At 64.4% G+C, this 13,505-nt stretch carries 13 protein-coding genes; 4 read left to right on the forward strand and 9 right to left on the reverse strand.

The genetic code is table 11. The annotated features are described in order from the left end of the window. The first annotated feature begins 181 nt into the window (after positions 1 to 181). Positions 182 to 1,429, forward strand: coding sequence for an MFS transporter (locus IF809_RS04535; protein ID WP_128968943.1), 1,248 nt, complete (start codon positions 182 to 184; stop codon positions 1,427 to 1,429). 173 nt (positions 1,430 to 1,602) lie between these two features. Next, a complete protein-coding gene (locus tag IF809_RS04540) occupies positions 1,603 to 2,838 on the forward strand; it encodes an MFS transporter (RefSeq protein WP_462836948.1) in 1,236 nt (411 codons plus the stop codon). Between the two features lie 259 nt (positions 2,839 to 3,097). Here IF809_RS04540 and IF809_RS04545 read toward each other — a convergent pair whose 3' ends face one another. Both IF809_RS04545 and IF809_RS04550 read right to left on the reverse strand, forming a co-directional pair. Continuing rightward, the gene (locus IF809_RS04545; RefSeq protein ID WP_128968941.1) at positions 3,098 to 3,592 is read right to left on the reverse strand and encodes a VOC family protein; all 495 of its coding nucleotides are present in this window, start codon (positions 3,590 to 3,592) and stop codon (positions 3,098 to 3,100) included. 90 nt (positions 3,593 to 3,682) lie between these two features. Continuing rightward, positions 3,683 to 4,228 carry a carboxymuconolactone decarboxylase family protein gene (locus IF809_RS04550; RefSeq protein WP_128968940.1) on the reverse strand — a complete coding sequence of 182 codons (546 nt, stop codon included), beginning with the start codon at positions 4,226 to 4,228 and terminating at the stop codon, positions 3,683 to 3,685. A 137-nt stretch (positions 4,229 to 4,365) separates the two neighbouring features. On the opposite strand from IF809_RS04550, the gene IF809_RS04555 reads away from it, so the two are divergent. Both IF809_RS04555 and IF809_RS04560 read left to right on the forward strand, forming a co-directional pair. Then, the gene (locus tag IF809_RS04555; RefSeq protein WP_128968939.1) at positions 4,366 to 5,580 is read left to right on the forward strand and encodes an acyl-CoA dehydrogenase family protein; all 1,215 of its coding nucleotides are present in this window, start codon (positions 4,366 to 4,368) and stop codon (positions 5,578 to 5,580) included. Between the two features lie 157 nt (positions 5,581 to 5,737). Next, on the forward strand, positions 5,738 to 6,877 hold the full coding sequence (locus tag IF809_RS04560) for an acyl-CoA dehydrogenase family protein (RefSeq protein ID WP_128968938.1): 1,140 nt from the start codon (positions 5,738 to 5,740) through the stop codon (positions 6,875 to 6,877). A gap of 256 nt (positions 6,878 to 7,133) precedes the next feature. Here the strand turns inward: IF809_RS04560 and IF809_RS04565 are convergent, their stop codons facing one another. The 7 genes from IF809_RS04565 to IF809_RS04595 all read right to left on the reverse strand — a co-directional run bounded on the left by IF809_RS04565 (position 7,134) and on the right by IF809_RS04595 (position 13,483). Continuing rightward, complete coding sequence (locus IF809_RS04565) at positions 7,134 to 8,171, reverse strand: amino acid ABC transporter substrate-binding protein (protein ID WP_462837012.1); 1,038 nt, start codon at positions 8,169 to 8,171, stop codon at positions 7,134 to 7,136. A gap of 88 nt (positions 8,172 to 8,259) precedes the next feature. Next, a complete protein-coding gene (locus IF809_RS04570) occupies positions 8,260 to 8,853 on the reverse strand; it encodes a L,D-transpeptidase (protein WP_128968937.1) in 594 nt (197 codons plus the stop codon). 363 nt (positions 8,854 to 9,216) lie between these two features. Continuing rightward, a complete protein-coding gene (locus tag IF809_RS04575) occupies positions 9,217 to 10,191 on the reverse strand; it encodes a hypothetical protein (RefSeq protein ID WP_164938945.1) in 975 nt (324 codons plus the stop codon). 84 nt (positions 10,192 to 10,275) lie between these two features. After that, a complete protein-coding gene (locus IF809_RS04580; RefSeq protein WP_462836949.1) occupies positions 10,276 to 10,842 on the reverse strand; it encodes a thioredoxin family protein in 567 nt (188 codons plus the stop codon). Between the two features lie 28 nt (positions 10,843 to 10,870). Beyond that, entirely contained in the window at positions 10,871 to 11,569 is a 699-nt protein-coding gene (locus IF809_RS04585; protein WP_128968934.1) for a cytochrome c biogenesis CcdA family protein, read from the reverse strand. 292 nt (positions 11,570 to 11,861) lie between these two features. Next, positions 11,862 to 12,473 (reverse strand): sigma-70 family RNA polymerase sigma factor, encoded by a 612-nt coding sequence (locus IF809_RS04590; protein ID WP_128968933.1) that lies wholly within the window; start codon positions 12,471 to 12,473, stop codon positions 11,862 to 11,864. 269 nt (positions 12,474 to 12,742) lie between these two features. Then, the gene (locus IF809_RS04595) at positions 12,743 to 13,483 is read right to left on the reverse strand and encodes a response regulator (RefSeq protein WP_128968932.1); all 741 of its coding nucleotides are present in this window, start codon (positions 13,481 to 13,483) and stop codon (positions 12,743 to 12,745) included. Positions 13,484 to 13,505 lie beyond the last annotated feature (22 nt).

Here is a 13,505-nt window from a genome sequence, read left to right on the forward strand (position 1 = left end):
ACTCCCTGTAACGGCGGCGGGATAGGATTTGATCGAACGCAAGCCGTCAAGGGCGCGGGCCTGATATCATGCGCCTGATTGCGTCAGAGGCATGGCCTGCGCCCGTTTGCGCCGGTTGCCCGGCTGTTTCGGCCCCTCCATAGTGCCGGGAATCAAGAAGGCCCCTTGGGCTGAAGTGCCGATGATAGACGTGACTGCCACCAACGAGATTGCCGATGACGCCCGTGCGCGCGCCAATGTGCTGCGCCTTGCCGCTGCGCAGGCGCTGACCGGCGCCAACTCGGCGGTGATCTTCGCCACCGGCTCGATCGTCGGTGCCATGCTCGCACCCGACATCTCGCTCGCCACCGTGCCGCTGTCGATGTACGTCGTGGGCCTCGCCGCCGGCACGCTGCCGACCGGCGCGATCTCGCGCCGCTTCGGCCGGCGCGTCGCCTTCGTGATCGGCACCGGCTGCGGCGCGCTCACCGGCCTTCTCGGCTCGTTCGCGATCCTGCATGCTTCGTTCGCGCTGTTTTGTCTGGCGACCTTCCTCGGCGGCCTCTATGGCTCGGTGGCGCAATCCTATCGCTTCGCGGCTGCGGACGGCGCCAGCGCCGCGTATCGCCCCAAAGCCGTGTCGTGGGTGATGGCGGGCGGCGTGTTTGCCGGCGTGCTCGGTCCGCAGCTCGTGCAATGGACCATGGACGTCTGGTCGCCTTATCTGTTCGCCTTCAGCTTCCTGGTCCAGGCTGCGGTCGCGCTTGTCGCGATGGGCATCGTCGCCGGCGTCGACATACCCAAGCCCGCCCCATCAGATCTGCATGGCGGCCGGCCCCTGCTCACCATCGTGACCCAGCCGCGCTTCATCGCCGCCGCGCTGTGCGGCGTCATCTCCTATCCCATGATGAATCTGGTGATGACCTCGGCGCCCTTAGCCATGAAGATGTGCGGGCTCTCGGTCTCCGATTCCAATTTCGGCATTCAATGGCACATCGTCGCGATGTATGGGCCGAGCTTCTTTACCGGCGCGTTGATCTCTCGCTTCAACGCACCGAAGATCGTGGCCGCCGGCCTGTTGCTGGAAGCCGGCGCCGCTACCATCGGGCTGTCGGGCATCACCGCGATGCACTTCTGGGCCACGCTGTTCGTGCTCGGCGTCGGCTGGAATTTCTCCTTCATCGGTGCCTCAGCGCTGGTGCTGGAGACGCACCGTCCGCAGGAGCGCAACAAGGTGCAGGCCTTCAACGACTTCCTGGTGTTCGGCATGATGGCGATCGGCTCGTTCTCTTCCGGACAGCTGCTTGCGAATTACGGATGGTCCGCGGTGAACCTGGTGGTGTTCCCGCCGGTGGTGATCGGCCTCGTCGCGCTCTCGGTGGCGTCCTGGGCCCGCCGCCGCAAGGCCCGGCTCGAGGCCGCGATGGGCGAGTTCCCGGACGCGATCTGAATTTGGCAGGAGACTGTCAGCAACGTTGATAGTTTGATCGCTGTCGAAGTGATTTTCTGAGATGATTGACTAGATGATGCGTCATGGCCGGGCTTGTCCCGGCCATCCACGTCTTGAACGCGCAGATCGACGAGGATGTCCGGGACAAGCCCGGGCATGACGGAGTGGTTAGTATGCTTGACAATCCACAGATTCCGCCGGTCGACGAATCCTCGCTCCGCTATCAAGGCTGGCGCATCGTCGCCGTCTGCTTCCTGCTCGCGACGTTCGGCTGGGGGCTCGGCTTCTACGGCCAGAGCGTCTATGTCGCCGAGCTCCAGCGTGCGCATGGCTGGTCGGCCTCGCTGATCTCCGCAGGCACCACGTTCTTCTACCTGTTCGGCGCGCTGCTCGTCGTGTTCGTCGGCGAGGCCGTCCAGAGATACGGTGCGCGCCTCGGCCTGATCGCCGGCACGCTGGCGATGGCGGCAGCGAGCGTCGCGATCGGCGCGGTGCGCGAACCCTGGCAGCTTTATCTCGCCGACGCGGTGCTCGCCTTCGGCTGGGCCGGCACAAGCCTTGCCATGATCACCAACACCATCAGCCTCTGGTTCGACCGCAAGCGCGGCATGGCGATCAGCCTGGCGCTCAACGGTGCCAGCTTCGGCGGCATCGTCGGCGTGCCGCTGCTGGTGAGCCTGATCAGCCACATCGGTTTCGCCAACGCGATGTATACCGCCGCCGGCGCCATGCTGGTGCTGCTCGTGCCGGTGATCCTGCTCGTGGTCGGCCGGCCGCCCGATCTTCACGGCTGGCGTGGTGTCGCGAAAGCAAAGCCGCAATCCTCCACGGAGGTTCGCAAGCGCGCGCTGCGCGATATCGGCTTCCTCACCGTCACGATCGCGTTCGCGCTGGTGCTGTTCGCGCAGGTCGGCTTCATCGTGCACCTGATCTCGTTCCTCGATCCCGTGATCGGACGCGAGCGCGCGGCGGTCGCGGTCGCGGTGCTCACCGCGATGGCGGTGGTCGGCCGCGTGCTGTTCTCGCTGGTGATCGATCGCCTCAACCAGCGGCTCGCGTCAGCGCTGTCGTTCCTGAGCCAGGCGGCTGCGCTCTGCGTCGTGATCAATCTGCACAATGACTACGTGTTGATCGCGGCCTGCGCCGTGTTCGGCTTCTCCGTCGGCAATCTCATCACGCTGCCGTCGCTGATCGTGCAGCAGGAGTTCGATTCGGCCTCGTTCGGCGTGCTGATCAGCCTGAACACCGCGATCAACCAGGTCACCTATGCGTTCGGCCCCGGCGTCGTCGGCTTCTTGCGCGATTGGTCCGGCGGCTATTCGCTGCCGTTCTATCTCTGCATCGCTCTGGAAGTGACAGCTGCGGCGCTGATCATGATGCGGGGCAAGTCAAGAGCAAAACTCTCGTAGGGTGGGCGAAGGCGCACAGCGCCGTGCCCACGACCTATATCTATATCGCGAGATCGGTGGGCACGCTTCCGCCTTCGCTCTTCGAGCTACGGCGGACAAGTCGCTTTGCCCACCCTACGGCAGCTGCGCAAAGACGCGACGCCGCCTCCACACACACCGTCATTGCGAGCGCAGCGAAGCAATCCAGAATCTTTCCGCGCAGGGATCCTGGATGGCTTCGTCGCAAGGGCTCCTCGCAATGACGAGGAGAGAGCGGGGCTCACGCCTCGCGCTGCTTCAACAACCCCTCCACATCCAGCCGCTTGGTGAACATCGCGAGCTTCCCATCCGGCCCGAACGGCCATTGCTCTCGCGGCTTGTCCCAATACAGCTCCACGCCGTTCTGATCAGGATCGCGCAAATACAGCGCCTCGCTCACGCCGTGGTCGCTGGCACCGTCAAGCGCAATGCCGGCCGAGAGGACGCGGTGCAGCGCATCCGCCAGAGCCGCCCGTGTCGGATAGAGGATCGCGGTGTGAAACAGTCCGGTGGTGCCCGGCGGTGGTGGCGAGCCGCCCTTGCTCTCCCAGGTGTTGAGCCCGATGTGGTGATGATAGCCGCCGGCCGAGATGAAGGCCGCGCCCGAGCCCATGCGCTGCATCAGCTCGAAGCCGAGCACGCCGCAGTAGAAGCCGAGCGCGCGATCGAGGTCGGCGACCTTGAGATGGACGTGGCCGATGCGGGTGCCGGCGGCAATGGCTGATGTTTGCGACATGATGTGGCTCCGTTGATCAACCCCACATAAGGCGCGCTTCGGAATGCCGCCACCGGCTCATCCCGAAACCCATCGTTTCCGGATATGAAACTATGACAGCTCCGGCGCTTCGCCCTCCGGCAGCCCGAACTCGAATGTGTTCAGCGTCATCGAGACCATCGTGTAATAGCCGCACAGTCCGATCACCTCGACCACGCCGCGCTCGCTGAGCAGTTTCACCGCCTCGTCGTAGAGTCCCTTCTCGACCCCGCGGCCCTCGTGCAGCGACTTCGCGAGGTCGTAGATCATCTTGGCCTTGGGATCGTCGAACGCAGGCGTGCGGCGGTCGCGGATCGCATCGATGATTTCGGGGGCCATGCCGCCGGCGAGCGCGAGCCGTTTATGCGCATACCATTCGTAATGCGCGGTCCAGTGCCGCGCCGTCACCAGGATCGCGATCTCCGACAGCTTTGCCGGGAAGATCGTGTCGTAGCGCAGCACCTCGCCGAGCCGCGTGGCGTGACGGGCCATGTCGGGGCTGTTGAGCCAGGCCATCATCGGCGCCGGCGGCTTGCCGCGTTTGCCGGCAATCGATTCGTCATAGGTCTGCCGCTGGCTCTCGCTCATTTCGCCAGGCGAAAGAAGTTTCAGGCGCATTCGCGTTTCCTCTTTGTTTTCAAGCACCGTCGTGTAGCGACTATAACCCATGACGGAGTGCGGAAGTGGTTGAATTCCGCGAGGGCTTGGCCCAGAGTCGCCGCCAACAAGTCTGATGTGATTGATGGAAACGACCCATGCCTGACTCCCAAGCCAGTGAGATCGAGAGCGCCGAGCTCGAGCAATTCCGTAACGAAACGCGAGCCTGGCTGGAAGCCAATTGCCCGCCGGAGATGCGCAAGCCCGCGACCTCGGATGCCGACGTGTTCTGGGGCGGACGCAACGCAAAGTTCTCGTCCGAGCCGCAACGCATCTGGTTCGAGCGCATGCGCGACAAGGGCTGGACCGTGCCGGACTGGCCGAAGGAGTATGGCGGCGGAGGCCTCAGCGCTGCCGAGCACAAGGTGCTGCGCAGTGAAATGGCGAAGATGGGCGCGCGTCCGCCGCTGTCGAGCTTCGGCATCTGGATGCTCGGGCCGGCGTTGCTGAAATACGGCAACGAGGCGCAGAAGAAGGAGCATCTGCCGAAGATCGCGGCGGGCGAAATCCGCTGGTGCCAGGGCTATTCCGAGCCGAACGCCGGCTCCGACCTCGCTTCGCTGCAGACCCGCGCCGAGAGCGACGGCGACGACTTCGTCATCACCGGATCGAAGATCTGGACGTCCTACGCCAACTACGCCGACTGGATCTTCTGCCTGGTCCGCACCGATCCCACGGCCAAGAAGCACGACGGCATCAGCTTCATCCTGTTCGACATGACTTCGAAGGGCGTCACCACCAAGCCGATCCTGTTGATCTCGGGCTATTCGCCGTTCTGCGAGACCTTCTTCGACGGCGTCCGCGTGCCGAAATCGCATGTGGTCGGCACCGTCAATCGTGGCTGGGACGTCGCAAAATATCTGCTGCAGCACGAGCGTGCGATGATCTCGGGGATGGGCGAGCGCGGCGTCGGCCGCCCGCTCGGCCAGATCGCGGCGGATTCCGTCGGCACGGACGCGCAAGGCAGGCTCGATGATTCCATGCTGCGCGGCCGGATCGCGACGTTCGACGTCGATGAAGCTGCGCTTGCCGCCTGCGCCGAGCGCGCGGTCGATCTCGCCAAAGCGGGGCAGGCGCATCCGGCGTTTTCGTCGGCGATGAAATATTACGGCACCGAGCTCAACAAGCGCCGCTACGAGATCCTGATGTCGGCCGGCGGCGTCGACGCGCTGGAATGGGAGAGCGAACGCTCCAGGCAGGGCGCCCGTCCGCGCGCCTGGCTGCGCACCAAGGCGAACTCGATCGAGGGCGGCACGTCCGAGGTCATGCTCGGCATCGTCGCCAAGCGCATCCTGGATCTGCCGGGAGCGTAAGGCACGCACTCACCACCCGTCATTCCAGGGCGCGCGGAGCGCGAGCCCGGAATCCATCAGGCGGCATTCTCTGCGGCGAAATGGATTCCGGGTCTGGCCCTTCGGGCCATCCCGGAATGACGAGCTACAAATAGAACGTTGATCGGAAAACACACCCATGGCCCTCGTCCTCACCGAAGAACAATCAATGCTCCGCGACTCGGCGCGCGGTCTGATCAGCGACAAGGCGCCTGTGTCGCACCTGCGGTCCTTGCGCGACTCCAAGGATCCCACCGGCTTCTCCAAGGAGCTGTGGCATTCCTTTGCCGAGATGGGCTTTGCCGGCCTCCTGGTGCCGGAGGAGTTTGGCGGCTCGGGCCTCGGCTTCATGGAAGCCGGTGTCGTGATGGAGGAGATCGGCCGCACCTTGATGCCATCGCCCTTCCTCGCCACCTCCGTGGTCGCGGCCTCCGCCTTGAACCGCGGCGGCAATGCCGCGCAGAAGTCGGAATATCTGCCGAAGATCGCAAGCGGCTCGCTGCTGGCGACGCTTGCGATCGACGAAGGCGCCAAGCATCGCCCGCTCCAGACCAACCTTCAGGCCGTGCGCGCCGGCAACGGCTTCAAGCTTTCCGGCGCCAAGGCGCTGGTGGTCGACGGCCACGTCGCCGACCTCCTCATTGTGGCCGCGCGCACGGCCGGTTCGGCCGGCGAGCGTGATGGCTTGACACTGTTCCTGGTGAACCCTGCGGCGAAGGGTGTCGCGATCGAGCGCACCATCATGGTCGATGCGCACAATGCCGCGCGGCTCGAGCTTTCCAATGTCGAAGTCACCGCCGACAGCGTGCTCGGCGAGGTCGATCAGGGCGCTTCGCTGCTCGACGGCGTGCTCGACATCGGTCGCGGCGCGGTCGCCGCCGAGATGGTGGGGCTCAGCGACGAGGTGTTTGGCCGTACCGTCGAGTATCTCAAGAGCCGAAAGCAGTTCGGCAAGCTGATCGGCGAATTCCAGGCGCTGCAGCACCGCGCCGCCGAGCTCTACATCGACATCGAGATCACCCGCGCCGCCACCATCAAGGCGCTGCAGGCGCTGGATGCGGACGTCGCCAAGGCCGCATCAAGCGTTGCGGTCGCCAAGGCCCGCGCCGGCACCACCGCCACCCGCGCGGTGCAGGAAGGCGTGCAGATGCACGGCGGCATGGGCATGACCGACCAGTTCGACATCGGCTTCTTCATGAAGCGGGCGCGGGTGTGCGAGGAGCTGTTCGGCGATGCCAATTACCACACCGAGCAGCTCGCGCGCGCGCGGGGGTATTGAGTCGTACCGGCACATACGTTGTCATCGCCCGCGGAGGCGGGCGATCCAGTACGCCGCAGCCCCTCCGCATACGATTGACTTCTCGGATTACTGGATCGCCCGGTCAAGCCGGGCGATGACAATTGAGTGGGTGGAAAGTGCACGCCCCAATCTCATCATTGCGAGGAGCTCTTGCGACGAAGCAATCCAGACTGTCACCACGGAGGGATTCTGGATTGCTTCGCTTCGCTCGCAATGACGAGTGGAGAGAGCTGCCCTACCTCATCGGCGGCGCATATTGCACGCCGCCCGCGTTCCACAGCTGGTTCATGCCGCGCGGGATCTTCAGCTGCGACTTCTCGCCGATGTTGCGCTCGTACATCTCGCCGTAATTGCCGACATGGCGGATGATGCGCACCGCCCAGTCCTTGGTGAGGCCGAGCTGCTCGCCGTAATTGCCTTCGGTGCCGACCAGGCGCATCACCTCGGGTTTCTTCGACTTGAGGGCTTCGTCGATATTCTGGGAGGTGACCCCGAGCTCTTCCGCGTTGATCATTGCGTAGAGTGTCCACTTCACGATCATCATCCAGTCGTCGTCGCGCTGGCGCACGACGGGAGCGAGCGGCTCCTTGGAGATCATGTCGGGCAGGATCATGTGGTCGCCGGGCTTCGACAGGTTCAGCCGCAGCGCGTAAAGCTGGGAGACGTCGGCGGTCAGCGTGTCGCACTTGCCGGTGTCGTAGGCCTTCACGACGTCTTCCAGCTTGTCGAACTTCACCAGCTCATACTTCATGTTGTTGGCTTTGAAGTAGTCGGCGAGGCTGAGCTGCGTGGTGGTGCCTGATTGCACGCAGACCTTGCTGTCGGCGAGATCGAGCGAGGTCTCCTTGTTGCGCGACCGCGGCACCATGAAGCCTTCGCCGTCGTAATAGGCGACGGCAGGGAAATAGAGGTCGTAGTCGAGCTCGCGCGCCATGCTCCAGGTCGAGTTGCGCGAGAGGATGTCGACTTTCCGGCTCTGCAATTCCTTGAAGCGCTCGCTGGCGTCGAGCGGAACGAATTTGGCCTTGTTCGGATCGTCGAAGATCGCCGACGCCACCGCGCGGCAGAAGTCGACGTCAAAGCCGGTCCAGTTGCCCTTGTCGTCGGGGATGGAGAAGCCCGGCAGGCCCTTGTTGACGCCGCACAGCACTTCGCCGCGGCGCACGGTGCGCTTCAAGGTGCGGGTGTCGTAGAATTCGTAGGTGATGGCCAAGGCAGCGACCAGCACGGCGACCGCGAGCCCGATCAGCAGGCCGCCTCGAAATGTGCGCATCATGTTGCTCTCTCGAAAAATCGGGAAAAGGAATTTTGGCGAAGGCGGGAGAGCATGGTCGGGAGGACCATGCTCCGAAGCATGGCCGTCAGAGTTCGGGCTTCTGCCGGATGACTACCTTGGTCCCGACAGGCACGCGATCATAGAGATCGGCGACGTCGTTGTTGACCAGACGGAAGCAGCCCGAGGACACCTTGGTGCCGATCGTATCAGGACGGTTGGTGCCGTGGATGCGGTAGACCGTGGTGCCCAGATACATGGCGCGCGCGCCCAGCGGATTGCCGGGGCCGCCGGCCATGAAGCGCGGCAGATAGGGCTGGCGCTGGATCATCTCCGGCGGCGGCGTCCAGTCCGGCCACTCCTTCTTGTTGGTGATCTGCACCAGCCCCTGCCATTGGAAGCCGTCGCGGCCGACGCCGATGCCGTAGCGGATCGCGCGCCCGCCGGGCTGGACCAGATAGAGGTGACGCTCCGATGTCGAGATGATGATCGTGCCCGGCGCCTCGGTGGTGCGGTAGTACACGACCTGCTTCTGCCATTCCGGATCGAGCTGGTAGCTGTCGTCGGCGATCAGGCCGGGCTCATCGCCGCGGTCGGGCTGCTGGGCGAAGGCTTGGGGCGAGGACAGGATCAGGCCGATCGCAGCGACAAACGCCCCGGTCAGGCGACGAACATCGGTCATTTCAGGCTCTCCCCCGCTGCCACAGCGCAAATCAATCCGAACCATCTGAACTCAGGGGCAGCTTCGTGGCAAGTTCAAGGCGTGCCCAGCGAGTATGTCACGAGAATGCTTTGGTTTTTTGACGACGCGGCGCAATGCCATGAATGAGGGATGGCGCGAAAAGCAGTGAGCTTGGCTCGATGCGCTCCCTCCCCCGTTTGTGGGGGAGGGTTGGGGAGAGGGTGTCTCCGCATTGGGATACTCCCCCAGAGGAAAGAACCCTCACCCGCCCCGCGCGGGACGATGCTTAGCATCGGCCGGGGCGTGTCGACCTCTCCCGCAAGCGGGGAGAGGCGCAGAGCGAGCCCATGGCAACAGGGGGCCTTAGATCTGGTTCGCCTCCGGCCCGATCCCGAGCCGCCGCACGATCTCGGCGCCCACGGCGCGGGCCTCCGCGCGGGAGCCGATGCGCGGGCTGCGAAACCGTCGTCCTGAAAGCAGCCGGATCACGACGATGCAATGCTCGTCCTCGGAGCGGCCGCGACGCTCGATCGTGATCGCTTTGACGTCATGTCCTTCGATCTGGTCCGTGCGCGGCTGCCCATTGCCCCAGAGGCGTTCGATGCGGATATCGGCCTCGCGGACAATCCAGAAGGCGCCGGTGAGGAGATTGGCAAATCGGTAGACGCCGAACGCCGCGATCGCCCCAAGCGGCAGCAGCATATAGTCGATCCACTGGGGCTGCAGGCCGCGCCAGAGCCTGTAGGCGTAAGGTGCGACACTCAGCGCGACGACGATCAGCGCCGCAATCCTTATGTCCCTCTGGGAAAAAGGCTCGATGGGGTCGCCGAGACGCATCTCGGGATTGCTGGCATCAAGCGGGTTGACGGGCGCCTCGACATTGGGGACGTCGAATTGCGTTGCGATCCTCGCCACGGTGTCATGCACATGGGTGACGTCGGCGAGCGGCGGGGAGATCAGGCGTTCGCCCGAAGCCAGCGTGAAGGCCAGCTGGAAGCGGGCTTTGGCGGTCTTGCTGCCGGGAACCTGTAATCCAGCGATGTCATCCTTCGTGACGACCCGGGTCTGCAGCTTGCCAAACGGACGCTGTCGTCCGATCAGGATCTGCTCCGGCGTGATGATCCACACCACGGCCGGTGTCAGCATGATCACGCCGACAAACGCCGCGCCCGCCAGCAGTGCGACCACCGAGATGATGATCTCGAGCGCATCGTGCGTGAACAGGCCCGGAGTAAAGCACAACGCCACGGCCGCCGCCGAGCCGGCCACGACCAGCCGCTGCGCGATCGAGGAGCCTTCGCGAAGGCGGATGTCGTTGCTGGCGGTCGCGTCGTCCATTGCGGGCGGCTGATTTCGTCGCTCGCGAACCTCCACGGACGGGTCCGTGGAGTCAAGCAGCAACGCAATGCCGCTGACTCGCAATCAGCTACTGGCGTTCAGCAGCTTGGCCACGGTGCGGTCGATCTCGTCATAGCGGCCTTCGCCTTCGTGCTGGAACACGATCTTGCCGCTCTGGTCGATGATGTATTGCGCCGGCCAATATTGGTTGCGGTAGGCGTTCCAGGTCCTGGACTCGTTGTCCTGCGCCACCGGATAGGTGATGCCGTGGCGCTTCAGCGCGGCCTGCACGTTGGAGGCTGACCGCTCGAACGGGAATTCCGGCGTGTGCACGCCGACCACGACGAGGCCCTTGTCCTTGTACTTGGCATAGAGGTCGGTGACGTGCGGCAGCGTGTTGACACAGTTGACGCAGCCATAGGTCCAGAAGTCGACCAGCACGACCTTGCCGCGGAGGTCGGCCATATGAAGCGGCTTCGAGTTGAACCAGTTGCTGATGCCGGCGAAATCGGGCGCGGTCGCCGCCTCGCTCGCGGCCGCGACCTTGACCGGCGCAGCTTGAATCGCCTCGTCGCAGAGGCCGGGGATGACAGCGCCGGTGACAGAGACGCCGATCAGCGCGGCGGCAACAGTGAGCAGTTTGAAAGTCATGGTCGTGTTCTCCGTTGAGGTGAAGCCATCACAGGCCGATCTGGCCGATGGGATAGATCGAGGTGAGCCACGCCACGATCAGCGTGTCGTATTGGAAATAGGCGGCGAGCGCGAAGGCGATCACGACCACGCCAAAACCCTGCTGTATCAGCGGCGAGATCCGCGCCAGGCTGCGCACGCGCGTGGTCGCGGCCTGACCGCCATAGGCGATCGCCAGCATCGGGATCGCAGCACCGATCGCGTAGGCGATCAGCAGCGTGCCGGCCCAGGCCAGATTCTTCGACGTCGCGACCAGCGTCAGGATCGAGCCGAGCACGGGGCCGGCGCAGGGCGTCCAGACCAGGCCGAGCGTGGTGCCGAGCACGAGGCCGCCGAGCGCGCCCTCGCGTTGCGCGCCGCCGGCGTTGCCGAGATTGAGCCAGCCATTGAGCCGGATCGAAAGCCATTCGAACGGCGCCGGCCACAGCATCAACAGGCCGAAGCCGAGCAGCAGGATCGCGGCGGCCTCGCGCAGCACGTTCGGATCGATATCGAATGCCTGCGTCAGCGCGCCGAGCAGCAGCGCCACCGATGAGAACGAGACGACGAAGCCGAGCGCGATCATCGCCGGCCGTAGCTGCGACGTCCGACCGATCGAGGCGCCGAGCAGGATCGGCAGCATCGGCAGCGTGCAGGGCGCGGCGATGGTGAGGATGCCGGCGAGGATGGCGAAGAAAAGCTCGAGCATGGGGCACTCGTGATGGAGGTCACGAGGGCAGTTCGCGCCCGACGCACCCGTCGTTACGCGCCGTCACGCGCTCGTGACGGGCGCCCACATACAGAACGACCCGGAGGGGGGCATCCCGTCCGGGTCGTTGGAGGTCCTTGGGAGGTTTAAGCAAAACCGTATGTGAGCTTTATAGGGACGAAGTTTTTCCGCCTGATGTTGTGCTTTGTTTCATTTGTTTCGTCGGCGGTAACGCTTTCGTGTCCCGGGATGGGGCCGGAAATCCGGCCCTATCCCCTTGAAATCGTTGACTTCACGCGGCGAACCGGTCGACCCCGCAACCCTTAAGCAGACCGGCCAGCTGCTTGCGGGCGTAGAACATCCGCGTCTTCACCGTGCTCTGGGGGATGCCGATGATCTGTCCGACCTCCTCCACCGACTTCTCATGGTAGTAGACGAGGGTGATGATCTCCCGATGCGCGGGCGACAGTTTTGCGACGCAGGCGCGCAGGATGGCGCTGGTGTCGCTGCGGTCGAGCGAGGTCTCGGGCGTGTCGCAGCTATCAGGAATCTGGCGCACGTCTTCCTGGTCGATGTCCTCGAACCGGCGCTGGCGCATCGCGGTCAGCGCCTTGAAGCGGGCGATCGAGAGCAGCCAGGTCGACACCTGCGAGCGGCCCTGGAATTGGCCGGCGGTCCGCCACACGTCCAGAAACACCTGGCTGACCAGATCTTCCGCGGTGGTGGCATCGCGCACGATGCGCAGGATGAAACGGTAGACCCGCACATTGTGCCGGCAATAGAGGATGTGCATGGACGTCCGGTTGCCGTCGGCAATGCTTTCCAGAAGCATGTCGTCCGAAGTCGCCTGAGCGGCAATGATGCTCTGACTGGCCTGGGCGTTGATGGCGATGACGTTCCGCATTGACTTGGCTCCCCGGTGCGCCGCAACCGAGCGGCGTTTCCTTGGACCGAAGTGTTAATGAGCCAACGTTTCGGGACGTCTGCACGAAAAGCGGAAAATGGTTTCGTGCGCCGCTAAATTGTTTCGTCGGCCACGCCGCGACGAAACATTCGGGCCAAAAAAGCGTGGAATTTCAAAGTGCGGAAAATGCGGTCCTGCGGATTTGGACTGGGAGGAACCAATTTCCGGGACTTGCGTTTGGCCGGGCCACCCTATGGCCCCTACTGTCCCTACGCCTTCTCGCCCTGCGGCGAGAACAGATAGCCGCCGCCGCGGATGGTGCGGATCACGGCGGGCTTGGTCGGGTCGGGCTCGATTTTGCGGCGGATGCGCATGATGCGCAGGTCGACGGCGCGGTCGAACGCCTCGGCGTCGCGCGCATTGGCCAATTCCAAGAGGCGCTCGCGCGACAGCACCCGCTTCGGATTGGCCGCGAACACTTTCAGCAGCCCGAACTCGGACGCCGTCAGCGGATGCTCGTTGCCCTCGTCGTCGCGCAGCGCCTGGGCTTCGAGGTCGAGCCACTTCGTCCCGAACCGTACCAGTTGCTGGTCCTTGTCCGATTTCGCCGGCGCTGCGTCAGTACTTGCGGTCTTCGCCGGCACGCTCCGCCGTAAGACGGAGCGGATGCGCGCCATCAGCTCGCGCAGCTCGCAGGGCTTTGCCACGTAATCGTCGGCGCCGAGCTCGAGGCCGACGACGCGGTCGATCGGGCTCGCGGTCGCCGTCAGCATGATGACGGGAACGTTGGTGCGGCTCTTGAGGTCGCGGATGATCGAGAGGCCGTCTTCCTCGGGCATGTTGAGGTCGAGCACGACGAGGTCGGGCATGCCGCCGTCGATCGCGGCGCGCAGACTCTTGCCGCCGTCGCACAGCGTCACGGTGAAACCGTGCATCTTGAGGTAATCGCCGACCATCTCCCGGGCCGGGGCCTCGTCGTCGACGATCATGATGTGCTGGCTTTGGGTCATGTCACTCAGATCTCAGGACTTG

This window comes from Bradyrhizobium sp. UFLA06-24 (assembly GCF_054967145.1).